We start from the raw sequence: 26,867 nt of genomic DNA, 5'->3' as shown, positions 1-26,867 counted from the left end.
GACGGCGATGAGAGGTCTCAGATCCGGTCGTCTCGACGGATATCGTCGAGCTCGTTTCGGGTGTCGAATCCGCTCGGTCGGGTCGGGTCGTCGGACGAGCCCGAGGCATCGTCGGCCCCCGCAGCAGTCTCCACGTCCTCGGCGGCCTGCGCACCCTCGACATCATCCAGCTCGTCATCGTCCGCTGGCTCGTCGGCGTCTCGCAGCTTGGCCAGCGCGGCCTTGATGAACCGCACCTCGTTGCCGGGACTGGTCTCGAGCGTGACGACATCCCCGTCGACGTCGACCACCGTGCCGATCAGCCCACCGATGGTCTGCACCTCCTGCCCCTCCTCGAGGTGGTCACGGAAGGACAGCTGGTCCTGCTGCTTGCGGCGCATGCGCCAGTTCATGAACAGCAGGGCGCCGAGCCCCACCACGATGATGATGAGAAATGCGGGGTCTCCCATGAGGGGGCACGCTCCAGTGCTGGGTCGAGAAGACGGACGTCTCAGCGATTGTAGGTGACCGGCGCCGGGCCACCAACCACGGGCCGCCTACGACGGGTCCGGACAATACCGGGACATCGGCAGCCCTCACTCCCAGAGCGCTCCGGTCCGGGTCGGCGCAGTCATGCCCAGGTGCTCGAATGCTGCGGCCGTGGCCACCCGACCACGTGGCGTCCGCGCCATGAATCCTTCGCGTACGAGGAACGGTTCGGCCACCGTCTCCACTGTCTCGGGTTCTTCCCCGATGGCGACGGCGAGTGTGGTCAGCCCGGTCGGCCCGCCGCCGAACTGACGGCACAGCGCGCGCAGCACCGCACGGTCCAGGCGATCCAGACCGCGCGGATCGACCTCGAAGACATCGAGTGCAGCCATCGCGGCGCCCAGATCCAGCACACCCGTGCCGCGCACCTGCGCCCAGTCCTGCACCCGGCGCAGGAGCCGGTTGGCGATCCGCGGCGTCCCTCGTGCGCGAGAGGCGATCTGGGCGGCCGCGTCGGCGTGCAGATCGGCCCCGAGCAGTCGAGCCGACCGCGTCAGCACCAGCTCGAGCTCGTCCTCGGAGTAGAAATCCATGTGGGCGGTGAAACCGAACCTGTCCCGCAGCGGAGCGGGCAGCAGACCTGATCGGGTCGTGGCGCCCACCACGGTGAACGGTGGCAGTGACAGCGGGATCGCGGTGGCACCCGGTCCTTTGCCCACGACGACGTCCACCCGGAAGTCCTCCATCGCCAGGTAGAGCATCTCCTCGGCCGGCCGGGCCAGCCGATGGATCTCGTCGATGAACAGGACGTCTCCCTCCTGCACGGCGGAGAGGATCGCGGCCAGGTCGCCGGCGTGCTGGACCGCCGGACCGGAGGTGATGCGCAGCGCTCCACCCACCTCGGAGGCCACGATCATCGCCAGGGTGGTCTTCCCGAGCCCGGGCGGACCGGCCAGCAGCACGTGATCGGGGGACTTCGATCGGGCGTTGGCAGCATCGAGCACCAACGAGAGCTGGTCGCGTACGACCGGTTGTCCGATGAATTCCTCCAGCCGCCGCGGCCGCAACGCCGCCTCAGCCGCACGGTCCAGCTCGTCCGCCTCGGCGGCGAGCAGATGATCCTCCTGCTCAGCCACGAACGCCTCCCCCCAGGCGCAGCAACGAGGCACGCAGGACGGCGCCGGTGTCGCCGGTCACCGACGCATCCTCCTCGGCAAGGACCGCATCGACGGCGCTCTCGGCCTGCTTGGCCGCCCAACCCAGGCCGATGAGGGCTGCGACGACGTCCGTGCGGCCACCATCGACAGCCGCGGGAACGGCCGTGGTGGTCCCGTCTGCGGCGGGCCCGAGCCGGTCACCCAGCTCCAGCACGATCCGTCGCGCCCCCTTCTGACCGATCCCCGGCACACGTGTGAGGGCTTTCAGGTCTTCGGTCGCGACGGCGCTGCGCAGGTCATCGGGCGAGTGGACGGCGAGCATCGCCAAGGCCAGCCGCGGACCGACCCCGCTGACCGTTTGCAGTGTGTCGAAGACGTCGCGTTCCTCGGCGTTCGCGAACCCGAACAGAGTCATCGAGTCCTCACGGACGACGAGTGTGGTCGCCAGGCTGGCCTCCGCCCCCGTCCGCAGTCCAGCCAACGTGCCCGGGGTGGCCTGGATCCGGTACCCGATGCCTCCGGCGGACAGGACGCAGGCGTCGAGTCCGACGTGGTCCACCCGACCGGTGACCGAGGCGATCATCTGCTGCTCCTCCTACTGACGGTCCGGTACGACACAGATCGTCACGCGAACATCTGTACTAGCGCCAGGTTAGCGGCCGGGGATGCCGGCGCGTGTGCGACCCGCCGTCCGGGATCGCGCTTCCGCCGCCGCCCAGGCCTGCTGTGCAGATGTCTGCCGTGCGCCGGCCGCCTGGTGCACCGAGCCGACGGCGTGTGCTCGCCACGCGTGTGTTATCGCCAGTGCCAGGGCGTCCGCCGCATCAGCGGGCCGCGGCACCTCGGGAAGCTTGAGCAGGCGCCGCACCATCTCCTGGACCTGAGCCTTCTCGGCACGCCCGCTCCCGGTCACCGCAGCCTTCACTTCGCTCGGTGTGTGCAGTGCCACCGGCACCCGGGCACGACTGGCCGCCACCATCGCCAACCCGGCCACCTGTGCGGTCCCGGTCACCGTGCGCACGTTGTGCTGGGCGAACACCTGCTCAACGGCGACCGCATCCGGCTCCAGGCGCGTGATCCAGGCTTCGATCTCGTCGGCGATGGCCCGGAGCCGTTCACTGACGGGATCCTCCGGTGCGGTCCGCGCCACGCCGACATCGACGAGCCGCAGGTCGCGGCCACGTCCTGAGTCGACCACACCCAGGCCGCACCTGGTCAGGCCAGGATCGACACCGAGGATGCGAAAACTCATGGATGCCACTCTCCCAGCCGGCGGGCAGCTGGCGTGGAACCGACACGAGAGTGGGCGGTCAGGACTCCTCGACTGCGGCGAGTACCTCGTCCGAGGCGTCGAAGTTGGCGAAGACGTTCTGCACGTCGTCACTGTCATCGAGCGCGTCCAGCAGGCGAAGCACCTTGCGGGCTCCCTCGACGTCGACCTCGATCTGGGTGGCGGGGACGAACTGTGCGTCGGCGGAGTCGTAATCGATGCCGGACTCCTGCAGCGCCGTGCGCACTGCCACCAGGTCTGTCGCCTCGCTCAGGACTTCGAACGACTCTCCGAGGTCGTTGACCTCCTCGGCACCGGCGTCCAGGACCGCGGCGAGGATGTCGTCCTCGGTGAGATCGTCGGTCTTGGAAACCAGCACGACACCCTTGCGGGTGAACAGGTAGGAGACGCTGCCCGGGTCGGCGAGGTTGCCGCCGTTGCGGGTGAACGCGACACGTACGTCGGAGGCGGCGCGGTTCTTGTTGTCGGTCAGGCACTCCACCAGTACGGCCACGCCACCCGGTGCGTACCCCTCGTACATGATCGTCTCGTAGTCCGCCGCACCGGCTTCTTCGCCGGAGCCGCGCTTGAGAGCCCGGTCGATGTTGTCATTGGGTACCGAGGACTTCTTGGCCTTCTGGATGGCGTCGAAGAGGGTCGGGTTGGCAGCCGGGTCGCCGCCGCCGGTCCGGGCAGCGACCTCGATGTTCTTGATCAGCTTGGCGAACAGCTTGCCCCGCTTGGCATCGATCGCCGCCTTCTTGTGCTTCGTCGTTGCCCATTTGGAGTGACCCGACATGTGTTCACCTCTCGCATCTGATCGTGTGCTCCACAGCTCGGCCGCCCTGCGGAGCGAATGACTCAGCGGTGCGCCCGGACCAGATCGACGAATGCGCGGTGGATGCGCACGTCCCCACTGATCTCCGGGTGGAAGGCAGTCGCCATCAGCGCACCCTGACGTACTGCGACGATCCTACCTGCCGCCGGACCGGTGCTCACTGTCGCCAGCACGTCCACCCCTGCCGCTGCCTGCTCGACCCATGGTGCTCGGATGAAGACTGCGCGCATGGGCTCCTCATCCGGGCCGGCTCCGAGCTGCGGAGCGTGCAGATCCTCTTCAAAGGAGTCGACCTGGCGTCCGAACGCGTTGCGACGCACGGTGACGTCGAGACCGCCCACGGTCTGCTGCCCGTCGATCCCATCCAGGATCCGGTCGGCGAGCAGGATCATGCCCGCGCACGAACCGTAGACGGGCATGCCAGCGGCGATGCGCGCGCGCAGCGGCTCCATCAGGTCGAACCGGCGCAGCAACTTGTCGATCGTCGAGGACTCGCCGCCAGGTAGGACGAGTGCATCCACCGCCGCGAGTTCGTCACTTCGGCGCACCCGCCTGGACCGGGCACCCGCCCGCTCCAGTGCACGCGAGTGCTCCAGCACATCACCCTGGAGGGCGAGCACGCCGATGATGGGCTCGCTCACCGATCAGGTCCTTCCTCGCTCGCATCGCTGGTTCGTCGTGTCATCGCGGTGACGCGATCGTCGTGCGCTCGTCCTGCAGACCGAGGTGGATGACCGAGCCGTCCCAGCCGCTGCGCCACTGCCGCACCAGGTCCGGCAGCTGGGCGGGGAAGACCTCCCGGGTGACCTGGGCAAGGTCGCCGGCCTCCCACCAGCACACTTCGTCCATGAACCCCCGCTCGACGGCGGTCCACCCGTCCGTGCTGACGGCCGACCCTGCTGGGACGTGGGCGAGGAAGAAGACCTCGTCCTGACGGACGCTCTCGGCGAAGAAGTCGAACCTCGCCTGCCGGGTGAGGACCGGACCCACCAGCACCTGAGGGTCGACCCGCAGGCCGGCCTCCTCCGCCAACTCGCGCACCGCTGCCTGCCGTGGGCTCTCCCCCGGTTCGATCCCGCCGCCGATCGTGAAGTACCACGAGCGCTCCGGCTGGTCAGCATCGTGCCCGCGGGCAAGCAGCACGCGCCCGTCGTCGCCGAAGACGACCACGCGCGCCGCCTGCCGGTACGCCGTGCCATCGGCGAGGCGGCGCCAGTCCGGCCCGAGGTTGGCTCCACTCACGTGACCGGCGCCTCACCAACCCCGCTCGGCGAGCCGGTGCGGGACGGGCACGTCGTCGACGTTGATCCCCACCATCGCCTCGCCCAGCCCACGTGAGGCAGCAGCCACCTGATCCGGGTCGTCATAGAACGTGGTCGCACGCACGATGGCTGCTGCGCGCTGCGCCGGATTCCCGGACTTGAAGATGCCGGACCCGACGAACACGCCCTCGGCCCCGAGCTGCATCATCATCGCTGCATCGGCCGGGGTAGCGATGCCGCCTGCCGTGAAGAGCACCACCGGGAGCTTGCCGGCTTCGGCGACCTCACGCACGAGCTCATAGGGCGCCTGCAGCTCCTTCGCAGCGACGTACAGCTCGTCCTGTGGCAGATTCTGCAGCCGGCGGATCTCCTGCCGGATCTGACGCATGTGGGTGGTCGCGTTGGAGACGTCACCCGTACCTGCCTCACCCTTCGAGCGGATCATGGCTGCGCCCTCGGTGATACGGCGCAACGCCTCTCCGAGGTTGGTCGCCCCGCACACGAATGGCACGGTGAAGTCCCACTTGTCGATGTGATTGGCATAGTCGGCCGGGGTGAGCACCTCGGACTCGTCGATGTAGTCGACCCCGAGACTCTGCAGCACCTGGGCCTCGACGAAGTGGCCGATACGCGCCTTGGCCATCACCGGGATCGAGACCGTCGAGACGATGCCGTCGATCATGTCCGGGTCGCTCATCCGCGAGACCCCACCCTGAGCGCGGATATCGGCCGGCACGCGCTCGAGAGCCATCACCGCCACGGCACCGGCGTCCTCGGCGATCTTGGCCTGCTCCGGTGTGACGACGTCCATGATGACGCCGCCCTTGAGCATCTCGGCCATACCGCGCTTGACCCGGGCAGTCCCACGGACGGTGCCCTGCTCGGAGTCGGTGGGAGGGGGTGTCGGAGTATCGGACACGATGACCTTTCGGGCGTTGGGCAGGCGGCGGCGCCGCCGGGACTAGCGCCATTCTAGTGCCCGCAGGCCCGCGCCGGCGCGGGCCGCCGGCGCCGTCTCATCCCAGGCCGCGGGCGGCAGCAGCCCGCGCGATGGTGCCGCGCAGCTCGACCAGGTGCTCGAGCAGCTCGGTCTCGCTGCGGTCGGCTCGCACGGGACGCCCGAGCAGCACCTTCTGCCGGCGCAGCGCCAAGGTCGTCGCATCCCGCTGGAAGTCGACCATCGCACGCTTGGAACGCTCTCCCAGGCCGGTGGCCCAGGTCTTGGCCTCGCTGCGCAACCGCAACGATGCGAGCATGTCCACCTCATGTGGTGCGAACCATCCCACCTGGGCGTACTCACCGAGCCGGCCACGGATGATCCGCGCTTCGTGGCGGCGTAGCCACCACAGCAGCACCACCATGACGGCGAAGACCGGGACCTGTACGAGGGCGTAGACCACGAAGAAGTTGGCCGCGAACAGTGCGCTCCCGTTCCACAGGGCGTGCAGTGCCATTGCTCCGAGCAGCCCGAGGGGGAAGGCCAGCAGGACCGTACGCCGCCGCGCGGAGCGGGCGGCGAGCCCGATGGCCAGGCCTGTACACGCGCAGAACAGTGCGTGGGCGAAGGGTGACATCAGCCCGCGCAGCACGAAGACCTCCAGCACCACCTGCGCATTGCTGGAGAAGTACAGGATGTTCTCGGTGAAGGCGAACCCGGCTCCCACCGTGGCCGCATAGACCACGCCGTCGACCGGACTGTCGAGGTGCTGGCGGCGCACGAGGAAGATCAGCAGCACCCCCGCTCCCTTCACCAGCTCCTCGACCACCGGGGCCACCACCACGGCACCGAGGGCATCCGCCGTCGATGGATCGCCGGTGCGCACCTGGATCAGGACGATCGCCGTGGTGTTGAGCACCAAGGCGCTCAGCACGGCCACGCCGGCACCCCACAGGAGGGCCACGAGCAGCATCGGTACCGGTTCCGGCTCCCACCGGTCCAGCCAGCGCACCCCGGCGAGGACGATCGCCAGGGGCACGAGCGCGAGCAGGAAGCCCACGGACGTGCTGCCCAGTCCCGTCACCAGAGCGATATAGCCGAGCGCGATCAGCAATGCGAGACCGCCGATGATCGACGTCACGAGCTGGAAGACGAAGCGGTTCCGGGTGCGCTGCCCGGGCGCCCACACCTGGGGTACCGGACTGCTGCGCACGGGTGGTGCTGCCCCTGCCGGCCCTGCCGGCCCTGCCGGCCCCGCCGACGCTGCCGAGCCAGGCACCTGACCGGGTCGGCGGGGCCGGTACGCCGGCGGGTACTCGAGCGGCATGGGACTCACCCTAGAGGCGTGGCATCCGGACCGGGGTCGAGCACGTCGACCTCGTCGTCCATCTCGAACGGTCTCGGCATCGGGGCGCGCCCCGCCAACCGGAACAGCCGTACCGCCCAGGTCCTGCGGACGTGCCGGATCTGGACGACGGCGTCATTGTGGAACCGGCGAGCCAACTGCACCCGGTAGACGTGGTGAGCCAGGGTACGCAGGTGAGCTGCGCCGTCGGGGGTGGCTGCCAGCGGGCCCTGATCCTCCGGTGTTCCGAGAGCTGTGCGCAGGGCCCGGCTCAGCTCGCTCTCGGCAAGGCCACGCGCTGAGCCTGCGGCATGGCTCGGGCCGGTGGCACTGTGATCGTCCTCTCCGACCAGGCGCTCAGCCCCGAACGCCGCACGCCACCCGGCGTCGGCCACGACGATCGCGCCCGCTGGATCGAGCAGGCCCGACTCCGCCAGGGCGATCGCCGCCTCAGCGCGGTGCACGAGCTGAACTTCGAGAGTCGCCCGGGAGCTGTTCTCCCGGCGGTGCAGCCGATCCAGCCGGCGCGCCGCTGTCACCAGCACCACGGCGATCAGGAGGAGCCCGGCGACCACGACCAAGGCGATCTCGGCGGCGTTCACGGCTCACCCCTGCTGAAGAGCCGGCCCAGCAACGGCCGCAGCGCACTCACCGGCCCGGGCGCGGGCGTCACCATCGCGTACACGTCGAGGATCCTCGCCGCCACCTCGTCCCAGTCGAAACGCACGACGGCGGAGCGTGCGTGCGCCCGGCGTGCCCGGCTTTCCGTGGGCTCGTCCAGGGCGCGGCAGATCGTCTGCGCCAGCGAGGCGGAGTCACCGGTGCTGAACAGGAAGCCGGAACCGCCGTCGTCGAGCACCCGGCGGAAGGCGTTGAGATCGCTGGCCACGACCGTCGTCCCCGCACTCATCGCCTCCACCAGCACGATGCCGAAACTCTCCCCGCCGGTCTGGGGAGCCACATACACGTCGGCCGAGGCCAGGAGCGAGGCCTTCTCGGCATCGCTGATGCCGCCGAGTCCCTCGACCGCATCGGCATGGTCACCGAGACCTCGGGTTGCCGCTTCCAGATGGCCTCGTCCCGCCACCAGGAATCGCGCTCCCGGATACCGGGCACGCACGGCTGCCACCGCACCGAGCAGGACGGGCAGGCCCTTGCGTGGCTCGTCGAGTCGCCCGAGGAAGGCGATCGTGGGTGCCTGTGCCGTGCCTTGCCACGCGGGCTGCACCGGCGCTTCGGCGAAGGTGCGGGTGTTGACGCCGTTGGGGATGATGACAGCGTCACCGCCGAGGTGCTCGACAACGGTGCGGCGGGCGTCCTCCGAGACGGCGATCCGTGCGCTGATCCGTTCCAGACCGGGGCGTACGAGCGGGTAGGCGAGCTGCATCGCCCGGGAACGCTCCTGCGCGGAGTGGAACGTGGCCACGACGGGGACGTCCGCGAGCCGCAGGGAGATCAGGCCGACCGACGGTGCGAACGGCTCGTGGATGTGGACCACGTCGAACTCGCCGGCGGACAGCCACCGGCTCGCCCGTGCGGCGACGACCGGCCCGAACGCCAGCCGCGCAACGGACCCGTTGTAACGCACCGGCACGGCGCCGCCCACGGACTCCACGTAGGCAGGAAGCTCGGTGTCGTCCTCGGCCGGGGCGAGCACCGAGGTCGGGTGGCCGAGGTCGATGAGCCGCTCGGCCAGGTCACGGATGTGGAACTGCACCCCGCCCGGCGCGTCGAAGGAGTACGGGCTGACAAGGCCGACCTTCATGGTCCCTCCCCCGTCTCACGTCGTCGGGCTGGGTCGAGATCGTCGACGAACACCTTCTGCAGCATGTGCCAGTCCTCGGGCACCTGGGCGAGGCGCGCGGCGTAGGCCGCGAACCAGGTACGGGTGAGCGTGGCGCTGAGGTCCTGCATGGTGCCCCCGGCGCGATCCGGCACCGGGATCTCGGCGAGGAACTCGATGTGCACTCCCCAGCGGCTGCGCGCGGCACGGCGCCGCGGGCCGGTCAACCGCTCATAGGAGACGAGGACCGGCACGAGGCGGGACCCGCGGGCCAGAGCGAGGGCCGCAGGGCCGGGCGCCACGCGCAGAGCCGGCCGGCCCGGGACCTCGAGGTCCGTCTCGACCCCGGTGGAGGACAGATCGCGATCGGCCAGCAGCGGAACCACGCCTGGGCGACGCGAGGCCCGCAGCAGGTGGCGGAACACCCCACCGCCGCGTTCGTGCGGGACGATCACCATCCCGAGCGACTCGCGGAACGCCATGAACTCCTCGAACAGCTCCTCCGGTTCGAGTCGCTCGGCCACCGTGATCACGGTACCCAGGTGCCGGTTCGCCCATGCTCCGGCCAGGTCCCAGTTGCCCGCGTGCCCGAGCGCGAGCACCACGGTGCCGCCGCCACGGACCTCATCGGCCACCCACTCGTGCCCCGACGCCCGCACGCGGGCATCGACCTCGGTCTCCGACATCCCCGGGAGCTGGAAGGCCTCGCAGTAGTACCGCATGTATGAGCGCATGCCGCGGCGGGAGAGTCGGCGCAGGCGGCGGCGGTCGAGACCGGGAACGAGCCGGTCGAGGTTGCGTTCCAGCTGCCGCACCCCCGGGATACGCAGGGTGTGCACAGCCACGGCGATGACGTCGAAGAGGGCGCTGGCCACACTCCTCGGCATCCGGGGGACCCACCGCCAGGCGAGTGCGAACAGCCGGGCCGGATCAGCTGCCCTCATCGCCGCCCCTCCCGCTGCCTGGCCTGGCCGCGCACGGTGAGCACACGCTGCACCACGGTCACCGCGCCAGCCGTGGCCACGACGCCGAGAGCGACGACCAGCACGCCGTCCGGGGCGCCGAGACCGACCGCCAGTGCCGCGACCAGCGCCACGACGAGGCGATCGGCGCGCTCGGCGATCCCGACCGAGGCTCGCATCCCGAGCCCTTCGGCCCGAGCCCGCACATAGGAGACGAGCATCCCCGTCATCAGGCAGGCCAGCCCCACCCCCAGCCCTGGCAACTGCCACGCAGGCGGAGCGGACGTCGTCACGTACCACGTGAGGCCGCCGAAGACCGCGGCGTCGGAGACGCGGTCCAATGTCGAGTCCAGGAATGCCCCGAACGCGGACGAACCCCCACGCTCACGAGCCATCAACCCGTCGACGGAGTCGGTGAAGGCGAGTACGCCGATGATCAAGGCTCCCGCTGCCAGGTGCCCCGTGGGGAAGAGCCACAATGCGGCCACCGAGACCAGCAGAGTTCCGGTCAGGGTGACCGCGTCCGGGTGAACACCCGCACGCACGAGCGTGCGCGCCAACGGACCGAAGATCGTCGACGTGACCGAGCGGCCGCGGTTACCGAGGACCACTGTCGCTCCCCCACTGCTGGGCCAGTTCCCGCCTGGTGTCGGCGAGGAGTTCCGGGACGGCCTTCGCCCGGCCCACGATCGGCAGGAAGTTCGCATCCCCGCGCCATCGGGGCACGATGTGCTGGTGGGCGTGCGCCGCGACCCCTGCCCCGGCGACCTCGCCGGCGTTCATGCCCAGGTTGAAGCCATCCGGCGCCTTCGCGGCGCGCAGGTGCACCATCGCGGCCTCCGTCAACTCGATCAACTCGGCCCGTTCCGGTGGGCTCATCGCCACCAGGTCCGGCACGTGACGATACGGGCACACCAGCAGGTGCCCGGGGTTGTACGGATACAGGTTCAGCACCACATAGCAGGTCTGCCCCCGGTACACGATCAGTGCGGTCTCGTCATCGCCCTCGGGCGCCGCGCAGAACGGGCAGCCGGGCCCCGGACGGTCATCCGCGGGTTTGGACTCGCCGCCGATGTAGGCCATCCGGTGGGGAGTCCACAGTCGGTCGTACCCGTCCGGGACGCCCGCCATCGATCCGGCCGCTTCCACCTCAGACCTGCACGCGGGTGGCGATCGCGTCCTGAATCAGCTCGATCGCCTCGGCTACCGGGACGCCGTTACGTTGCGTGCCGTCGCGATAGCGGAAGGAGACTGCGCCGGCCTCCGCGTCCTCACCACCGGCGATGAGCACGAACGGCACCTTCTCCTTCGTGGCGTTGCGGATCTTCTTGTTGAATCGGTCGTCACTGCTGTCCAGCTCGGCGCGCACGCCTGCGGTCCGCAGCTGGTCGACGACGCCCTGCAGATAGTCGTCGAACACCTCGGCCACCGGAACCGCGACCACCTGGACGGGAGCGAGCCACGGGGGGAAGGCCCCCGCATAGTGCTCGGTCAGCACCCCGAAGAAGCGCTCGATCGAGCCGAACAGCGCACGGTGGATCATGACGGGCCGTTCCCGGCTCCCGTCGCTGGAGGTGTACTCGAGTTCGAACAGGTCCGGCTCGAAGAAGTCCAGCTGGATCGTCGACAACTGCCAGGTACGGCCGATGGCATCCTTGGCCTGAACCGAGATCTTCGGCCCGTAGAACGCGGCGCCACCGGGATCCGGCACGAGGTCGAGTCCGGAGGCTTCGGCGACCTCGGCCAGCGTGCGGGTGGCCTCCTCCCAGGTCGCCTCGTCACCGACGGACTTCTCCGGGTTCCGGGTCGACAGCTCCAGATAGAAGTCGTCCAGGCCGTAGTCCTTGAGCAGGTCCAGCACGAAGGTCAGCAGCGACCCGAGCTCCTCGCGCATCTGGTCGCGGGAGCAGTAGATGTGGGCATCGTCCTGGGTGAAACCCCTCGCCCGGGTCAGGCCGTGCACCACACCGGACTTCTCGTACCGGTAGACGTGACCGAACTCGAACAGCCGTAGCGGTAGCTCCCGGTAGGAGCGGCCGCGGGAGCGATAGACGAGATTGTGCATCGGGCAGTTCATCGGCTTGAGGTAATAGTCGTGGCCGGCCTTGACGATCTGCCCCTCGGCGTCGCGTTCTTCGTCCACGCGCATCGGTGGGTACATCCCGTCGGCGTACCACTCGAGGTGCTTGGAGGTCTCGAATAGGTGGCCCTTGGTCACGTGCGGCGTCGAGACGAAGGAGTAGCCGGCCTCCACGTGTCGGCGACGGGAGTAGTTCTCCATCTCCATCCGCACCATCGCACCCTTGGGGTGGAAGACCGGGAGTCCGGAGCCGATCTCCTCCGGGAAAGAGAAGAGATCCAGTTCGGAACCCAGTTTGCGGTGGTCTCGCCGTTCGGCCTCAGCGAGGCGCTCCAGATGCGCGCGCAGTTCATCCTTGGTGGGCCAGGCCGTGCCGTAGATGCGCTGCAGCTGCGGGTTCTTCTCGCTGCCGCGCCAGTAGGCCGCGGCGCTGCGCATGAGCTGGAACCCGTTGCCGATGATGCGGGTGCTGGGAAGGTGCGGGCCCCGGCAGAGGTCCTTCCACGCGACAGAACCATCGCGGCGGAGGTTGTCGTAGATCGTCAGCTCGCCGCTGCCGACCTCCGCGCCGGCACCTTCGGCTGCGGATCCGGCGTCACCTCCGGACCCCTTGATCCCGATGAGCTCGAGCTTGTAGGGCTCCTCGGCGAGCTCCGCCCGGGCCTCGTCCTCGGTGACGACCCGCCGGCGGAAGGTCTGTCCCTCCTTGACGATACGAGCCATCGCCTTCTGCAGCGCCTTCAGATCATCCGGGGTGAACGGGGTCTCGACGTCGAAGTCGTAGTAGAAACCGTCGGTGATGGGTGGGCCGATACCCAGGCGAGCGCCCTCGTGTACCTGCTGCACCGCCTGGGCGAGCACGTGGGCGCAGGAGTGCCGCAGGATGTCCAGGCCGTCGCTGGAATCCAGACGGACAGCTTCGACGATCTGAGCGTCGCTGACGTCGCGGTCCAGATCACGCAGCTGCCCGTCCACCCGGACGGCCACGACGTCGCGCTCCTCGCCGAACAGGTCCGTACCCGTCGTGCCCACCGGGACGGTTCGCGGTGAGTCATCGACGTGGAGGGTGATCTCGGGCACGGGCACTCCTGGCTGTACGGATGCGGACAGGTGACTACGGTCAGAACCGATCGTATCGACTACCGGACACGGAGAAGGACCCGTGCGGCTGCAGGCGCGTCCCGAACGTGAGCGAGGCACGCACGTGCCGATCCGCCAGACAGACGCATATGCACGAAGAGCCCCGGCCGTGCAGCCGGGGCTCTTCGGTGAAGATCTGGTGGGCGATACTGGGTTCGAACCAGTGACCTCTTCCGTGTCAGGGAAGCGCGCTACCGCTGCGCCAATCGCCCCTATGAATGCGAGGTGGGTACGGGATTCGAACCCGTGTATACGGCTTTGCAGGCCGCTGCCTCGCCTCTCGGCCAACCCACCGGGTGACGACGTGAGACCCGTCGTCTCCTTCATGGGCCGCCGCCTCCGAGCGGATGACGGGACTCGAACCCGCGACCCTCACCTTGGCAAGGTGATGCTCTACCAACTGAGCCACATCCGCATGCTGCCTCCCGCATCTGGTGCGGTTTGGCGTGCGACAGAGACTTTAACCCACTCGGTCCGTGAGGTCCAAATCGTCCTCGGTGAGTAGCGTGTGCCGGGTGCCACATGACGCTTCGCACCCGCCCCCGACCGCATCCACGGCCGCTACTGCGGACCGCCCGGGGCGCGCATGGTTCCGGGGTGCACACGCGAAGGGAATCATCGACCACGTGGACCTGCGAGCCGATCCCGGCGCGCTGAGCCGTGGCGGGTGGTGGGCCGTGGTCGCCGAGTTCGACGGCCCCATCCACGCCTGGCGCTTCGCCCACGTCGACACCAGCGACCGGGTGGTCCGTGATGCCGGGCCGTGGCAGGGTCCGGCACCGCTGGACTGGGCGTCCTCCCTCGACCGGCTCGGATACGTCCACGCAGTCCAGCACGTACGAGACGCGGTCCGCGAGGGCATCGTCTATCAGGTGAACGTGTGCCGGGTGCTGTCGGCGCCCATGCCCCAGCGTCCGGACCCGGCAGCATTGGCCGTGCGGCTCGCCCGCGGCAACCCGGCGCCCTACGCCGCCATGCTCGACGTGCCGCCGCTGGCCGCCGTCGGTGATCCCGGATGCTGGATCGTCAGCGCCTCACCGGAGCTGTCCATCGAGATCTCCGGTGGGCAGATCACCTCCGGACCGATCAAGGGCACGGCCTCCGAAGAGTCCGGCTTGCTGGAGAAGGATCGGGCCGAGAACGTCATGATCACCGATCTGGTCCGCAATGATCTGCAGCGAGTCTGCGCACCCGGAACGGTCGCCGTGACCGACCTGCTCCGCGTCGAACACCATCCCGGCCTGGTGCACCTCGTCTCCCGCGTCCAGGGCCGGTTGCGCGGCGACCCCGCCACCGATCCTCGCGCGTGGGCCGAGATCCTCGCCGCCGCCCATCCCCCGGGGAGTGTGTCCGGTGCACCCAAGTCCACGGCCCTGCAGCTGATCGACTCCCTGGAGACGGTTGCCCGGGGGCCGTATTGCGGGCAAATCGGGTGGATCGACGCCGATCGCGGGACGGCCCGACTCGCTGTAGGCATCCGCACGTTCTGGTGGTCACAGGGACAGTTGCGGTTCGGCACCGGTGCCGGCATCACGTGGGGAAGCGAGCCCGAGCGCGAGTGGGAGGAGACCGAGCTCAAGGCGTCCCGGCTGATCGGGCTGACGAGCACCTGACGAGGGTGCCGTCGACAACGAGCCCGACCATCACCTCGGCGTGAATGACGTGCGGAGCACCGCTACAGGCCTGCTAGGATCGTCACTCGTCACGCCGACCATCGGCGGACGCCCGGGCGATTGGCTCAGCGGTAGAGCGCCTCGTTCACACCGAGGAGGTCACTGGTTCGAACCCAGTATCGCCCACAGGGTCCGGGATTCACCTCACGGCCATGCGTGGCCAGGAGATATCGCGGAACCACACCGGCGGGGACCCGGTCAGCGCAGCGGCGCCAGACCGACGTCCTCGCTCATGCGCTATCGAGCAGGAGACCGGCCACCTGTGCCGTCCCCGGGGCGTACCAGCCCGGCTCCGTTCGGCATCGGTGCGCAATGCAGTGCGTAGGAAGACTCTCACCGTCCTACGAAGTCGTGCCTGCTCAGGAGGACCACGTGCCGTCAGCCGGCTCCCGGACGTCCAACCGCTCTGGACGCCGGACTCCGCGCGCCCAGGACCCAGCACCGATCCTGCCCATCCTCGCCCGTCGCGTGCGAGAGGTGGAGGCCAAGTCGGTCAAGGGAAAGGTCGGGCCCACCAACCGCATCAAGTTTCAGGTGATCGCCCTGCTGGTACGGGAAGAACGCGCGCGTATCAAGGGCGACGCATCGATCACCAACGGTGCCCGGGCGGAGGTGCTCAAGCGTCTCGACGGCGTCGCGACGATTCTGGCGCGGACCGCGGCCCAGGACACCTCGCTGCTCAGCCTCCTCGATCCCCAGGGCCCCCCGTCGGCCGCCGCGCAGCGGATGCGCAACGAGTGGCTCCTGGAGTCCGGGGCAGAGCTCTCCGAGGAAGAGCTCGCCATCAAGGAACCCCAGCAGCGCAAAACGACCGTCGTACCCGCCGAGCTGGCCGACCGCCAGGTGGTGCCCGCGCAGGTGCGCGCCCGGGTGCGGGCGAACCCGTTCCTCGAACCTGATCTCAGGACGCGGGTTCCCGCCGCCGAGAACGGGTACCTCTCCGGCTGGGATCTCATGGACCCGCTCTACCGCGCCTTCGAACAAGGCGCCGGTGGCGGTGCTGCCACCATGAACCTGCCGACCGCACCCCGGCGCGACATCTTCTCCCCCGCCGGACTGCAGCTGATGCCCCACCAGGCCCAACTCCTGGAAGCCGTCCGGCGTGGGCACCGCACGTTCCTGCTCGCCGATGAACCGGGACTGGGAAAGACGGCGCAGTCGGTGCTGGCCGCCTCCGTCGCGCAGGCCTATCCGATGCTGGCGGTCGTCCCGAACGTGGTGAAGATCAACTGGGCTCGCGAGGTTCAGCGATGGACACCACAACGCCGGGTCACCGTCATCCACGGAGATGGACGCGATGTCGACGCCTTCGCGGACGTGTTCGTCGTGAACTACGCCGTGCTCGACCGGCACCTGGCGTGGCTGTCCACGCTCGGATTCGGCTCGATGGTGGTCGACGAAGCGCACTTCATCAAGAACCTCACCTCGCAGCGCTCCCAGCACGTACTCGCACTCTCACGCCAGATCCGCGAACGCACACCCGGCAACGAGCCCTTGCTGATGGCGTTGACCGGGACGCCACTGATCAACGACGTCGAAGACTTCAATGCGATCTGGCAGTTCCTCGGCTGGACGGACGGGCGCCACCCCTCCCCGGGCCTGCGGCATCGGCTCGAGCAGAGCGGGCTGACCCCGGCGGACCGAGGCTTCTATCCGGAGGCTCGCTCCGCCGTCATCGATCTGGGGATCGTGCGCCGCACCAAGCACGACGTGGCCAAGGACCTGCCTGCCAAGCGCGTGGCCGACCTGCCGGTCGAGCTCGACAACGAAGTGGGACGGTCGATCCGTGCCGCTGAGCGCGAACTCGCACAGCGGCTCCTCACCCGCTACCGGCGGATGCTGGAAAGTCGCGAGGGCGGGTATGACGCCAGTGCCGGACCCGACCTCGAACTCATGCGCCGGGTGGCTCGAGCCGAGCTGGAGTCCAGTTCACCGAAGGCGGACGGCGAGAACGTCTTCACGATGGTGCGCCGCATCGGGCAGGCCAAGGCAGCCGTCGCCGCCGACTACACCGCACAGCTCGTCCACTCGGTGGGCAAGGTGGTGTTCTTCGCCAAGCACATCGATGTCATGGACGCCGCCGAGCAGGTCTTCGCCGATGCCGGGTTGCGGACCGTCTCCATCCGTGGCGACCAGTCGACCAAGGCCCGCCAGTCAGCGATCGACTCCTTCCAGAAGGATCCCGAGGTCTCCGTTGCCGTCTGCTCGCTGCTGGCCGCGGGCGTCGGGCTGAACCTGCATGCGGCCTCCAACGTGGTGCTCGCAGAGCTCTCCTGGACCGCGGCCGAGCAGGAGCAGGCGATCGACCGCGTGCACCGGATCGGCCAGGAGGAGTCGGTGACGGCCTGGCGGATTCTTGCCGCGCACACCATCGACACCAAGATCGCCGAACTGATCGACTCCAAGCAGTCGCTGGCGGCCCGGGCGCTCGACGGCACCGACACCGAGATCACCTCCAGCGAGACAGTGCAGGTGGACGCGCTCGTGCACCTGATGCTCACCGCTCTGTAACATCTCACGGCCCTCCGATCGGGCCGGGCTGCGTACTGTGGCGATCATGACCTCCGATCGCTCTCGATCCCGCCGGCGCCTGGTCACCGCGGGTGTGCTCTCCGGTGCCGTGTTCTTCGCATCCGGATGGCTCACCGCCGTCCTGCTCGACCCACCAGCAGCACCACACGCCGCCCTCGGCGCCACCGTGGTGGACCTCACGCCCCCGTGGTTGAAGGACTTCGCCGTGGAGGCGTTCGGCACCGGCGACAAGGCCGCGTTGTTCGTGGTGATGGGCCTGGTCTCGATCGTGCTCGCGGCGATCGCCGGCGTACTGGCCGGCCGCAGCCGAGGCGCCGCCGTGGTGGCGGTCGTGGCACTCGCGGCGGTGTGCGCCCTCGCCGCCGGGACACGGCCCGACACCTCCACGATCTCATTCGTGCCGGCGTTGGTGGCCGCGGCCGCCGGGTCAGCGACGCTGCTGCTGCTCGTCCGGGTCGCCCGATCGCCACAGGTGAGCGAGCAGGGCCCGGGACGGCGCCGGTTCCTCTCGGCAGCAGCGGGTGCCGGCGCGCTCGCGATGGCACTGGCAGCGGCCGGTTCCGTGCTCGCCCGCGCCCGGAGCTCGGTGATGGGGGCGCGCGAGCACATCGTCCTGCCCGAGCCCGCGCGCACTCCGGACGAGGCCACACCTGCCCTGATCGACGCCAGTCAGGTCGAGCTGCCCGGCATGCCCGACTACGTCACCGCGAATGAGGACTTCTATCGCATCGACACCGCGCTGCGCGTGCCGCAACTCGATCCGGACCAGTGGGAGCTGCGGGTGCACGGCATGGTCGACCACGAGGTGCGGATCGACTATGCCGAGCTTCTCGACTCCGGGCTCACTGAGGCGATGGTGACCTTGACGTGCGTGTCCAACCGGATCGGCGGCACTCTCGTGGGCAACGCCAGCTGGCTCGGGCTGCCGGTACGGACCCTGCTCTCCCGCGCCGGGGTGCAGGCGGGTGCAGACATGGTCCTGTCGACCAGCGCCGACGGCTGGACGGCAGGGACACCCCTGGAGGCACTCACCGACGACCGCAACGCCCTCCTGGCCGTCGGGATGAACGGTCAGCCACTCCCGCTCGAACATGGATTCCCCGTACGCATGGTCGTCCCGGGACTCTACGGCTACGTCTCGGCCACCAAATGGGTCACGGACCTGAAGGTCACGACCTTCGCCGACGACGAGGGCTACTGGACACCCCGTGGCTGGTCCGAACGCGGTCCCGTCCGCACAGCCTCCCGGATCGATGTCCCCCGTTCCGGCGCCTCGGTCCCTCCCGGTGAGGTCCGCCTGGGAGGGACGGCCTGGGCGCAGCAGCGCGGCATCACCCGGGTGCAGGTCCAGATCGACGACCACGACTGGCAGGACGCCGAACTCGTCTCCACGGTCAGCACCGACACCTGGCGGCAGTGGACGTTCACCTGGCCCGACGCGGCGCCGGGCAGGCATGAAGTCCGGTGCCGGGCGTGGGACGACAGCGAGGTGCAGACAGCCGAGGTCATGCCACCGGCCCCGAGCGGCGCCACCGGCCATCACGTGATCTCCCTCGTGGTCGAGTAGCTCCCGAGTGCCGCAGACCTGGCGGCACTCCCCTCGCGAGCCACGGCTCTGGCAGGCTGTGTCCATGCAGACCTGGCCCGGACATGCCTACCCGCTGGGTGCCACCTTCAACGGGACCGGCACCAACTTCGCCCTCTACTCCTCGATCGCCGACCGGGTCGAGCTCTGCCTCATCGACGACGACGGTGCCGAGGAACGCATCGAGGTCACCGAGGTCGATGCGTTCGTGTGGCACGTCTACGTGCCCGGGGTACGACCCGGGCAACGCTACGGCTACCGCCTCCACGGTCCCCACGACCCCTCCTCCGGGCATCGGTGCAACCCGGCCAAGCTCCTGCTCGACCCGTACGCCAAGGCGATCGATGGCCAGATCGACGGTCACGAGGCGTTGTACTCCTATCACTTCGGTGACCCGGACGGCCCTGTCAACACGATGGACTCGGCGGGGCACACCATGACCTCCGTGGTGACCAACCCGTTCTTCGACTGGGGGCACGACCACCCGCCCGAGACCGAGTATCACGAGAGCATCATCTACGAGGCGCACGTACGCGGTATGACCATGCAGCACCCGGAGGTCCCGGAGGACATCCGGGGCACCTACGCCGGGATGGCGCACCCGGCCGTCATCGGCCACCTCGTCGAGCTGGGGGTGACCGCCGTCGAGCTGATGCCGGTACACCAGTTCATCCAGGACTCCCACCTCGTGGAGAAGGGCCTGACCAACTACTGGGGCTACAACACGATCGGCTTCTTCGCCCCGCACAACGGGTACTCCGCGTGGGGTTCGCGCGGGGAGCAGGTGCTGGAGTTCAAGAGCCTCGTCAAGGCGATGCACGCGGCAGGCATCGAGGTGATCCTGGACGTGGTGTACAACCACACCGCCGAAGGCAACCACCTCGGCCCGACACTGTCCCTGCGGGGTCTGGACAATGCCTCCTACTACCGCCTCGTCGACGAGGACAAGGCGCACTACTTCGACACCACCGGTACCGGGAACTCGCTGTTGATGCGTTCACCGCACGTGCTGCAGCTCATCATGGACTCGCTGCGCTACTGGATCACCGAGATGCACGTGGACGGCTTCCGGTTCGACCTCGCGGCCACACTGGCCCGGCAGTTCCACGAGGTCGACCGGCTCTCGTCCTTCTTCGACATCATCCAGCAGGATCCGGTGATCTCACAGGTCAAGCTCATCGCCGAACCGTGGGACCTCGGATCGGGTGGATACCAGGTGGGCGGGTTCCCCCCGCTGTGGACCGAGTGGAACGGTCAGTACCGGGACACCGTCCGCGACTTCTGGCGTGGCGAGCCGTCCACTCTCGGCGAGTTCGCGAGCCGGCTGACGGGTTCCTCGGATCTGTACGAGCACACCGGCCGCACCCCGATCGCCTCCATCAACTTCGTCACGGCACACGACGGATTCACCCTGCGTGACCTCGTCTCCTACAACGACAAGCACAATGAGGCCAATGGCGAGGACGGCAGGGACGGCGAGAGCCACAACCGGTCCTGGAACTGCGGAGTCGAGGGCCCCACGGACGATCCGGCGATCGAACGTCTGCGCTCGCGGCAGCAACGCAACTTCCTCACGACGCTGCTGCTCTCCCAGGGGGTGCCGATGATCTCCCATGGAGACGAGCTCAGCCGGTCCCAGGAGGGCAACAACAACACCTATGCTCAGGACAACCCCCTCAGCTGGGTGGATTGGGACCTGGACCCTCAGGCCCAGTCCCTGCTGGAGTTCACCCGCACCGTGATCGCGTTCCGGCGAGATCACCCAGTGCTGCGCCGTCGCCGGTTCTTCAACGGGTCCACCTCCGCGCCCGGCGGTCTGCCCGAGCTGCCCGACATCGCCTGGTTCGAGCCCAGCGGTGCGCTCATGGACGCCGAGTCCTGGAACACCGCCTATGCCCGGTCCCTGGCCATCTTCCTCAACGGGCAGGCGATCGAGGAACCGGACTCCCGGGGCCGTCCCATCGAGGACGACTCCTTGATGGTGCTGATCAACGCCAGCGCCGACGATCTCGACTTCACGTTGCCCGATGCCTCCTACGGCCAGCCGTGGAGCCCCGTGCTCACCACCGACACCGACCAGGATCTGGACGCCGAGCTGCCGCCGGAGGCGACCGTGACCGTGACCGGTCGCAGCATCGTGGTCTTCGCACGCCCAGCACCGCACGACCCGGAGAGCACATGAGATCCCACACCCCGGTCTCGACGTACCGCCTCCAGCTCGGCACCGACCTGACCTTCGACGACGTCACAGCCCTGACCGGACCGCTCGCGGAGCGAGGTGTCACCGACCTGTACCTCTCCCCCATCCTCACCGCCTCACCGGGGTCGACCCACGGATATGACGTGGTCGATCACTCGCGCATCAGCGACGTGCTCGGTGGGCGGGATGGATTCGAACGCATGGTGGCCGCCGCACGAGCACGTGGACTGGGCATCGTGGTGGACGTCGTCCCCAACCACATGGCCGTGCCGACTCCCGCCAGCCACAACCGGCAGCTGTGGTCACTGCTGGAGCTCGGACCCGACTCCCCCTACGCCACCTGGTTCGACGTGGACTTCTCCGACGAGGCCCAGGTCCTGATGCCGGTGCTCGGACGCCGGGTCGGGGCGGCGATGGCCGCGGGCGAGATCACCGTGCAGACTCTCGACGAGCCCGAGAACCAGATCACCCCCGAGCGCCCGGTGCTGGGCTATTACGACCATCGGTTCCCGATCCGCGCCGGTACCGAGCACCTGCCGATCGCGGATCTGCTGGAACGCCAGCACTACCGGCTGGCGTACTGGCGGGTGGCGGACGAGGAGCTGAACTATCGCCGGTTCTTCGATGTCGGATCGCTGGTGGCGGTCAGGGTCGAGCATCCAGACGTCTTCGACGCCACGCATGCCCTGCTGCTCGAGCTTGTCGAGGCGGGCCTGGTGGACGGGCTGCGCATCGATCATCCTGACGGCCTGGCCGACCCGGGCGGCTACCTGCGCCGTCTGGATCATGCCACCGCGGGCCGGTGGATCGTGGCTGAGAAGATCCTCGAGCCGGACGAGGAGATCCCCGGTGACTGGCCGGTCGCCGGTACTACCGGCTACGACGCCGCGTGGCGGGTGAACCAGGTGCTCACCGACCCGGCCGGGGCTCTGCCGCTGGGTGCGGTGCTGAGCGAGCTCACCGGCGATGTGGTCGGCACGCTCGACCGGGTGGTGGAGACGTCCAAACGGGAGATCGCCACCGGTTCCCTCTACGCCGAGGTCCACCGCCTCGCGAGTCTGATCGCCGAGCTGTGCCACGACGACGTGCGTCTGCGCGACCACACGATGCGTGCCATCACCGACAGCGTCACCGAGCTGGTCGTGGCCTGCGATCGTTACCGGGCCTACATCGTTCCGGGGCACCCACTGGCTGCAGCCGACGCCGACCTCGTGCAGGGATGGGCCGCGCAGGCCGCTGAGCATCTGGAACCGGAGCGGCTGGAGACGCTGGAGGTCGTGACCGATCTCGTGCTCGGCCGCGAGGTGGGCTCCGCGGGCAGGCAGCACGAGTCCCGCCGGAACGAGGTCATCGTGCGCTTTCAACAGGTCTGCGGAGCGGTGATGGCCAAGGGGGTGGAGGACACGGCGTTTTACCGCTGGACGCATCTCACCTCGCTGTGCGAGGTGGGCGGCGCACCAGGGAGGTTCGCCGTCGGACCCGACGTCCTGCATGCCTGGGCTGCCCGCACGCAAGCCCACCACCGCAGCACGATGACGGCTGCAAGCACCCACGACGCCAAACGCGGGGAGGACGTGCGCACCCGCATCGGCGTGATCTCCGAGCTCGGTGAACCGTGGGCTGCACTGGTACGCCGGCTGCGCGAACAGACCCAGCACATCCGGCCGCCGGATCTCGACGGCCGCACCGAGAATCTGCTCTGGCAGACCCTCGCCGGGGTGTGGACCGAGGACGGTCCGATCTCGGCGGACCGACTGGCGTCCTACCTGGTGAAGGCGGCACGGGAGGCCAAGCAGTGGACCTCCTGGACCGATCAGGACGATGATGGTGAGCGGGCCCTGACGAGGTTTGTCACCGCATTGCTCGCCCACCCGGGTGTGATCGACCTGATGACCCAGTGGGAGGAGCGCACGCGCGAACCCGTGCGGGTGGCCACGCTCGCAGCGAAGGCACTGCAGTTGACCCTTCCCGGCGTCGCCGATGTGTATCAGGGCACAGAGACGACCTCCGTCAGCCTGGTGGACCCGGACAACCGGCGACCGGTCGACCACGAGTCGATCCGTACCGCCCTCGAGCGGCTGGACGGCGGTGCCTGCCCGCACGACCTGGCGACGGAGAAGCTCCGCCTCACGGCCGCATTGCTGCGGTTGCGCCGGCGCCGGGCCGACGTCTTCGTCGGCGACCGCTCGGGCTATCAGCCACTGCCGACCTCGACCACCCATGCACTGGCGTTCGCCCGTGGGCCTGCGGCCGGACCGCAGGTGGTCACGGTGGTCACCCGGCTCTCGGTCCTGCTGCGCTCGGCCGGCGGCTGGGGCGAGCACACGGTGGTGCTCCCCGAGGGCCGATGGCGGTGCGTTCTCACAGGCGAGGAGACTGACGGCGGTGCGCTCCCGCTCGCCGAGCTGCTCGCGGTCTCGCCGGTCGCCGTGCTCGAACGCTGCTCCGACGGCGGGGCGTCAGCATGAAGGTCTGGGCACCCTATGCGGCGGAGTCGGTCGAGATCGAGGTGGACGGTGCCCGGCATCCCCTGACAGCCCAGCCTGAGGGGTGGTGGGCGCTGGGACATGAGTTGCCCGGTGGCACCGACTACGGTGTCGTGGTCGACGGAGCGGGGCCGTTCCCGGACCCGCGCAGCCCGTGGCAGCCCTCCGGTGTGCACGGCCCGTCCCGGACGTTCGACACGGCAGCTCACCGATGGCAGGACTCACCCTGGACCGGGCGGGACGTACGCGGGGCCCTGCTGTATGAGCTGCATGTGGGGACGTTCACGGACGCAGGGACGTTCGACGCCGCCGGGGAACGGCTCGGGTATCTGCGCGATCTCGGCGTGGAGATGATCCAGCTGATGCCCGTGGCGGCGTTCCCGGGGCAGCGGGGCTGGGGCTACGACGGCGTCGCGCTCTACGCCGTCCACGACGCCTACGGTGGGCCGGCCGCACTGCAGCGGTTCGTGGACGCGGCCCACGCCCACGGTATCGCCGTGAGCCTCGATGTGGTCTACAACCACCTCGGTCCATCCGGGAACTACCTGAGCCGCTTCGGACCGTACTTCACCTCGGGACACACCACTCCCTGGGGCGATGCGGTGAACCTCGACGGTGCGGGTTCATCCGAGGTGCGCCGGTTCATCGTCGACAACGCCCTGCGGTGGCTGCGCGACTTCCACCTCGACGCCCTTCGCCTCGACGCAGTCCACGCGCTCGTCGACGACTCACCCACGCACCTGCTCGCCGAGCTGGCAGACGCGGTCGCGGACCTCTCCCGGGCACTGGGACGCCCGTTGTCGTTGATCGCCGAGTCCGATCTCAACGACGTCCGGATGGTCACCCCGACCCGTGCCGGTGGCCTCGGCATGACGGCGCAGTGGGCGGACGACGTCCATCATGCCGTGCACGCGTATCTCACCGGCGAACGGCATGGGTACTACCTCGACTTCGGCTCACCCGCCACACTCACCAAGGCGCTGGAGCGAGTGTTTGTCCACGACGGCGGGCACTCCACCTTCCGTGGCCGCGACTGGGGCGCTCCCGTTCCCGAGGACGTCGACGGGCATCGTTTCGTCGTCTTCACCAGCAATCACGATCAGGTGGGCAACCGCGGCCTCGGCGATCGACCTGCGGCTCGTCTGACCGACTCCCAGCTCGCCGCGTCGGCCGCGCTGCTGCTCGGCTCACCCGCCACCCCGATGCTCTTCATGGGCGAGGAGTGGGCCGCGTCCACGCCCTGGCTGTACATGACCGACCACAGCGAACCGGAGCTGGCCGAGTCCGTGCGTGAGGGCCGGACCCGGGAGTTCGCCGAGCACGGCTGGGACGAGATCTACGGTCCTGGCACTCAGGCACCGGATCCGCAGGATCCTCAGACGGCCGCAGCGAGTGTGCTGCGCTGGCAGGAGCGGGGCACCGGCCGGCATGCGCGGATCGAGTTCTTCACCCGCTCACTGATCGATCTGCGAGCGCGGATCCCGGACCTGCGCACTGGCGACCGGGCCCGCACCCAGGTGACCGCGACCGAGGAGTGGGCGCTGGTGCGGCGCGGGGCCGTGGTCGTGGCCGTGAATGTCGATGACCGGACACACCGGATCCCGTTCGCCGACGGCAGCCACCTCCGGGTACTGCTCGCCTGGGAACAGGGTGTGCACATCGAGCGGGACCAGCTCGTGCTCCCACCGGGAGCGGCCGTCCTCGGTCCCCATCGTTGACGGTGGCTGACGTGGCCCGAGGACGCTCAGTCGTGGGTCGTGCGCAACCAGGAGAGCAGGTCGGCCGTCAGCCTCCGGTCCCAGGGCAACTCACGACCGTCGAGCTCACGCACCGCCGCACACAATCGCACGCTGGAGCACAGCCAGAGGTGCTCCGCCGTCGCAAGCTCGGCCGCCTCGACCCGGCGAGCCTGTGTCGCCAGTCCCACACTCTCGGCATATCGGAAAGCCCGGTCCTGCGTGGTCCCGAGCAGGATGCTCTGATCGGTACCAGGAGTGACCAGGGTGTCCCCGACGCGTAGTAGCACAGACGCGGTGGGCCCCTCGAGCACGGCACCGTCGGAGCTGACGAAGATGACGTCGTCGGCTCCGTGGCGCCGTGCGTAGCGCAGTGCCGCCATGTTGACCGCATACGAGGTGTACTTCGCCCCTTGCAGCAGCCAGGGTGCGGTCTCGGCGACATCGGAGCGATACCCGCGGTCCAGCGTCAGCACCCGGACACCCTCTGCTCGTGCCCGCGACATGTCCGGTGCTGGGGAGACCCGGACCCACCCGGTACAGCGGCCGCTTCCCTCCTCCCCTCGCGAGAGCACCAGCTTCGCGGACAGTTCCGCTGCCGGATCGGCACGATCGACGGCGTGCTCGACCGCGGCACGCCACACGTCCAGACGCGGCCGGGGTAGGTCCAGGATGGCGGCGGAGGCAGCCAGACGGTCCAGATGGGAGGTCAGCGACTGGGCGTGGCCGTCCATCACCCCAATCGTCTCGAAGACGCCGTCGCCTCGAGTGGCACTGAGGTCGGTCACCCGGAGCTGAGCCTGGTCCGGGTCGGCAGCCTCGTAGCCGGATCCGGTCAGCGTCTCGGCACCGGTCGGTGCCGTCACCATCACCAGACTCGTCACGGCCACGGCTCCTCCAGATCTCGTACTCGGGCAACTATCGACATCCTCAGCCTAGGTCCTGACCGCCCACACCGCTGGGCACGCCACGAGTAGGGTGAAGCTCATGGCCAGCCTCTTCACCCGCATCCTCGATCGCGAGATCCCGGGCCGGTTCGTCTGGGAGGACGAGTGGTGCGCTGCCTTCCTGACGATCGAGCCGCTGCAACCCGGCCACGTCCTCGTGGTCCCCCGACGGGAGAGCGACCACTGGGCGGACCTTCCGGCCGCGGAGTGGACGCATGTGATGACCGTCGCCCAGCACATCGCCCGGGCACAGCGCGCGGTGTTCGTGCACGAGCGCATCGGTCTGCTGGTGCAGGGATACGAGGTCCCGCACGCCCACGTGCACGTGTGGCCCTCCCAGTCGTCAGCGGACTTCGATCTGGCCGGCGCCGCACGGGATGTGCCCGCTGCCGCGCTCGATGATGCAGCCGATCGCCTGCGCACTGCGCTCCGCGGCGACCGCCACGGCACCGCAATACCGGACTGA

General features: G+C 69.0%; 23 protein-coding genes and 4 tRNA genes. 8 read left to right on the top strand and 19 right to left on the bottom strand.

Translation table 11 applies throughout. The annotated features are described in order from the left end of the window. Window positions 1–17 precede the first annotated feature (17 nt). The 18 genes from yajC to FV560_RS07110 form a co-directional block, all read right to left on the bottom strand. A complete protein-coding gene (yajC, locus tag FV560_RS07195; RefSeq protein ID WP_159620815.1) occupies window positions 18–449 on the bottom strand; it encodes a preprotein translocase subunit YajC in 432 nt (143 codons plus the stop codon). Between the two features lie 126 nt (window positions 450–575). After that, on the bottom strand, window positions 576–1,604 hold the full coding sequence (gene ruvB / locus FV560_RS07190; protein WP_159620814.1) for a Holliday junction branch migration DNA helicase RuvB: 1,029 nt from the start codon (window positions 1,602–1,604) through the stop codon (window positions 576–578). Further along, window positions 1,597–2,208, bottom strand: a complete 612-nt coding sequence (gene ruvA / locus FV560_RS07185; RefSeq protein ID WP_159620813.1) for a Holliday junction branch migration protein RuvA — start codon at window positions 2,206–2,208, stop codon at window positions 1,597–1,599. The genes ruvB and ruvA overlap by 8 nt, the downstream gene beginning before the upstream one ends. Before the next feature lie 69 nt (window positions 2,209–2,277). Continuing rightward, on the bottom strand, window positions 2,278–2,877 hold the full coding sequence (gene ruvC, locus FV560_RS07180; protein WP_159620812.1) for a crossover junction endodeoxyribonuclease RuvC: 600 nt from the start codon (window positions 2,875–2,877) through the stop codon (window positions 2,278–2,280). 58 nt (window positions 2,878–2,935) lie between these two features. Continuing rightward, entirely contained in the window at window positions 2,936–3,694 is a 759-nt protein-coding gene (locus tag FV560_RS07175) for a YebC/PmpR family DNA-binding transcriptional regulator (protein ID WP_159620811.1), read from the bottom strand. Window positions 3,695–3,756: 62 nt separating this feature from the next. After that, on the bottom strand, window positions 3,757–4,374 hold the full coding sequence (gene pdxT / locus FV560_RS07170) for a pyridoxal 5'-phosphate synthase glutaminase subunit PdxT (protein WP_159620810.1): 618 nt from the start codon (window positions 4,372–4,374) through the stop codon (window positions 3,757–3,759). Between the two features lie 40 nt (window positions 4,375–4,414). Beyond that, entirely contained in the window at window positions 4,415–4,975 is a 561-nt protein-coding gene (locus FV560_RS07165; protein WP_159620809.1) for an NUDIX hydrolase, read from the bottom strand. 12 nt (window positions 4,976–4,987) lie between these two features. Further along, complete coding sequence (gene pdxS / locus FV560_RS07160; RefSeq protein WP_200837562.1) at window positions 4,988–5,914, bottom strand: pyridoxal 5'-phosphate synthase lyase subunit PdxS; 927 nt, start codon at window positions 5,912–5,914, stop codon at window positions 4,988–4,990. A 97-nt stretch (window positions 5,915–6,011) separates the two neighbouring features. Next, a complete protein-coding gene (locus FV560_RS07155; protein WP_159620808.1) occupies window positions 6,012–7,259 on the bottom strand; it encodes a PrsW family intramembrane metalloprotease in 1,248 nt (415 codons plus the stop codon). A 5-nt stretch (window positions 7,260–7,264) separates the two neighbouring features. After that, window positions 7,265–7,879: a hypothetical protein gene (locus FV560_RS07150; RefSeq protein ID WP_200837561.1), complete on the bottom strand. Its 615-nt coding sequence runs from the start codon at window positions 7,877–7,879 to the stop codon at window positions 7,265–7,267. Further along, window positions 7,876–9,042, bottom strand: a complete 1,167-nt coding sequence (locus FV560_RS07145; RefSeq protein WP_159620807.1) for a glycosyltransferase family 4 protein — start codon at window positions 9,040–9,042, stop codon at window positions 7,876–7,878. Before FV560_RS07145 ends, FV560_RS07150 begins: the two co-directional genes overlap by 4 nt. Next, complete coding sequence (locus FV560_RS07140) at window positions 9,039–10,004, bottom strand: phosphatidylinositol mannoside acyltransferase (RefSeq protein WP_159620806.1); 966 nt, start codon at window positions 10,002–10,004, stop codon at window positions 9,039–9,041. Before FV560_RS07140 ends, FV560_RS07145 begins: the two co-directional genes overlap by 4 nt. Continuing rightward, window positions 10,001–10,633 carry a phosphatidylinositol phosphate synthase gene (pgsA, locus tag FV560_RS07135; protein ID WP_235019975.1) on the bottom strand — a complete coding sequence of 211 codons (633 nt, stop codon included), beginning with the start codon at window positions 10,631–10,633 and terminating at the stop codon, window positions 10,001–10,003. Before pgsA ends, FV560_RS07140 begins: the two co-directional genes overlap by 4 nt. Beyond that, a complete protein-coding gene (locus tag FV560_RS07130; RefSeq protein WP_159620890.1) occupies window positions 10,620–11,153 on the bottom strand; it encodes an HIT family protein in 534 nt (177 codons plus the stop codon). Before FV560_RS07130 ends, pgsA begins: the two co-directional genes overlap by 14 nt. Window positions 11,154–11,172: 19 nt before the next feature. Next, complete coding sequence (gene thrS / locus FV560_RS07125) at window positions 11,173–13,182, bottom strand: threonine--tRNA ligase (RefSeq protein WP_159620804.1); 2,010 nt, start codon at window positions 13,180–13,182, stop codon at window positions 11,173–11,175. A gap of 197 nt (window positions 13,183–13,379) precedes the next feature. After that, window positions 13,380–13,454 (bottom strand) — tRNA-Val (locus FV560_RS07120). Window positions 13,455–13,465: 11 nt separating this feature from the next. Then, window positions 13,466–13,536 (bottom strand) — tRNA-Cys (locus FV560_RS07115). A 48-nt stretch (window positions 13,537–13,584) separates the two neighbouring features. Further along, window positions 13,585–13,657: transfer RNA gene (locus FV560_RS07110), tRNA-Gly, on the bottom strand. 100 nt (window positions 13,658–13,757) lie between these two features. On the opposite strand from FV560_RS07110, the gene FV560_RS07105 reads away from it, so the two are divergent. From FV560_RS07105 to treZ, 7 genes are all read left to right on the top strand, one after another. Beyond that, a complete protein-coding gene (locus tag FV560_RS07105) occupies window positions 13,758–14,855 on the top strand; it encodes a chorismate-binding protein (protein WP_159620803.1) in 1,098 nt (365 codons plus the stop codon). Window positions 14,856–14,969: 114 nt separating this feature from the next. After that, window positions 14,970–15,041 (top strand) — tRNA-Val (locus FV560_RS07100). A 246-nt stretch (window positions 15,042–15,287) separates the two neighbouring features. Next, window positions 15,288–17,426 carry a DEAD/DEAH box helicase gene (locus FV560_RS07095; RefSeq protein WP_235019974.1) on the top strand — a complete coding sequence of 713 codons (2,139 nt, stop codon included), beginning with the start codon at window positions 15,288–15,290 and terminating at the stop codon, window positions 17,424–17,426. 46 nt (window positions 17,427–17,472) lie between these two features. Next, a complete protein-coding gene (locus FV560_RS07090) occupies window positions 17,473–19,014 on the top strand; it encodes a molybdopterin-dependent oxidoreductase (protein WP_159620801.1) in 1,542 nt (513 codons plus the stop codon). Window positions 19,015–19,078: 64 nt separating this feature from the next. Then, complete coding sequence (gene glgX / locus FV560_RS07085) at window positions 19,079–21,214, top strand: glycogen debranching protein GlgX (RefSeq protein WP_159620800.1); 2,136 nt, start codon at window positions 19,079–19,081, stop codon at window positions 21,212–21,214. Then, a complete protein-coding gene (gene treY / locus FV560_RS07080; protein ID WP_159620799.1) occupies window positions 21,211–23,700 on the top strand; it encodes a malto-oligosyltrehalose synthase in 2,490 nt (829 codons plus the stop codon). Before glgX ends, treY begins: the two co-directional genes overlap by 4 nt. Beyond that, window positions 23,697–25,436, top strand: coding sequence for a malto-oligosyltrehalose trehalohydrolase (gene treZ, locus FV560_RS07075; RefSeq protein ID WP_159620798.1), 1,740 nt, complete (start codon window positions 23,697–23,699; stop codon window positions 25,434–25,436). The genes treY and treZ overlap by 4 nt, the downstream gene beginning before the upstream one ends. Before the next feature lie 26 nt (window positions 25,437–25,462). Here the strand turns inward: treZ and FV560_RS07070 are convergent, their stop codons facing one another. Then, on the bottom strand, window positions 25,463–26,338 hold the full coding sequence (locus tag FV560_RS07070) for an aminodeoxychorismate lyase (RefSeq protein ID WP_235019973.1): 876 nt from the start codon (window positions 26,336–26,338) through the stop codon (window positions 25,463–25,465). Window positions 26,339–26,441: 103 nt separating this feature from the next. Between FV560_RS07070 and FV560_RS07065 the strand changes: the two genes are divergently transcribed. Further along, entirely contained in the window at window positions 26,442–26,867 is a 426-nt protein-coding gene (locus tag FV560_RS07065; protein ID WP_159620797.1) for an HIT family protein, read from the top strand.

Source organism: Ruania rhizosphaerae (genome assembly GCF_009805705.1).
Lineage (GTDB): Bacteria > Actinomycetota > Actinomycetes > Actinomycetales > Beutenbergiaceae > Ruania > Ruania rhizosphaerae.
The sequence above is the reverse complement of the archived record's forward strand: the minus strand, read 5'-3'. Positions and strand labels throughout refer to the sequence as shown.

Coding starts and splice junctions, on each gene's coding strand:
- FV560_RS07155 (WP_159620808.1), bottom strand. CDS start 7,259: ATGCCGCTCGAGTACCCGCCGGCGTACCGGCCCCGCCGACCCGGTCAG.
- treY (WP_159620799.1), top strand. CDS start 21,211: ATGAGATCCCACACCCCGGTCTCGACGTACCGCCTCCAGCTCGGCACC.
- FV560_RS07140 (WP_159620806.1), bottom strand. CDS start 10,004: ATGAGGGCAGCTGATCCGGCCCGGCTGTTCGCACTCGCCTGGCGGTGG.
- FV560_RS07090 (WP_159620801.1), top strand. CDS start 17,473: ATGACCTCCGATCGCTCTCGATCCCGCCGGCGCCTGGTCACCGCGGGT.
- FV560_RS07065 (WP_159620797.1), top strand. CDS start 26,442: ATGGCCAGCCTCTTCACCCGCATCCTCGATCGCGAGATCCCGGGCCGG.
- glgX (WP_159620800.1), top strand. CDS start 19,079: ATGCAGACCTGGCCCGGACATGCCTACCCGCTGGGTGCCACCTTCAAC.
- ruvA (WP_159620813.1), bottom strand. CDS start 2,208: ATGATCGCCTCGGTCACCGGTCGGGTGGACCACGTCGGACTCGACGCC.
- FV560_RS07130 (WP_159620890.1), bottom strand. CDS start 11,153: ATGGCGGGCGTCCCGGACGGGTACGACCGACTGTGGACTCCCCACCGG.
- yajC (WP_159620815.1), bottom strand. CDS start 449: ATGGGAGACCCCGCATTTCTCATCATCATCGTGGTGGGGCTCGGCGCC.
- FV560_RS07145 (WP_159620807.1), bottom strand. CDS start 9,042: ATGAAGGTCGGCCTTGTCAGCCCGTACTCCTTCGACGCGCCGGGCGGG.
- treZ (WP_159620798.1), top strand. CDS start 23,697: ATGAAGGTCTGGGCACCCTATGCGGCGGAGTCGGTCGAGATCGAGGTG.
- ruvC (WP_159620812.1), bottom strand. CDS start 2,877: ATGAGTTTTCGCATCCTCGGTGTCGATCCTGGCCTGACCAGGTGCGGC.
- FV560_RS07175 (WP_159620811.1), bottom strand. CDS start 3,694: ATGTCGGGTCACTCCAAATGGGCAACGACGAAGCACAAGAAGGCGGCG.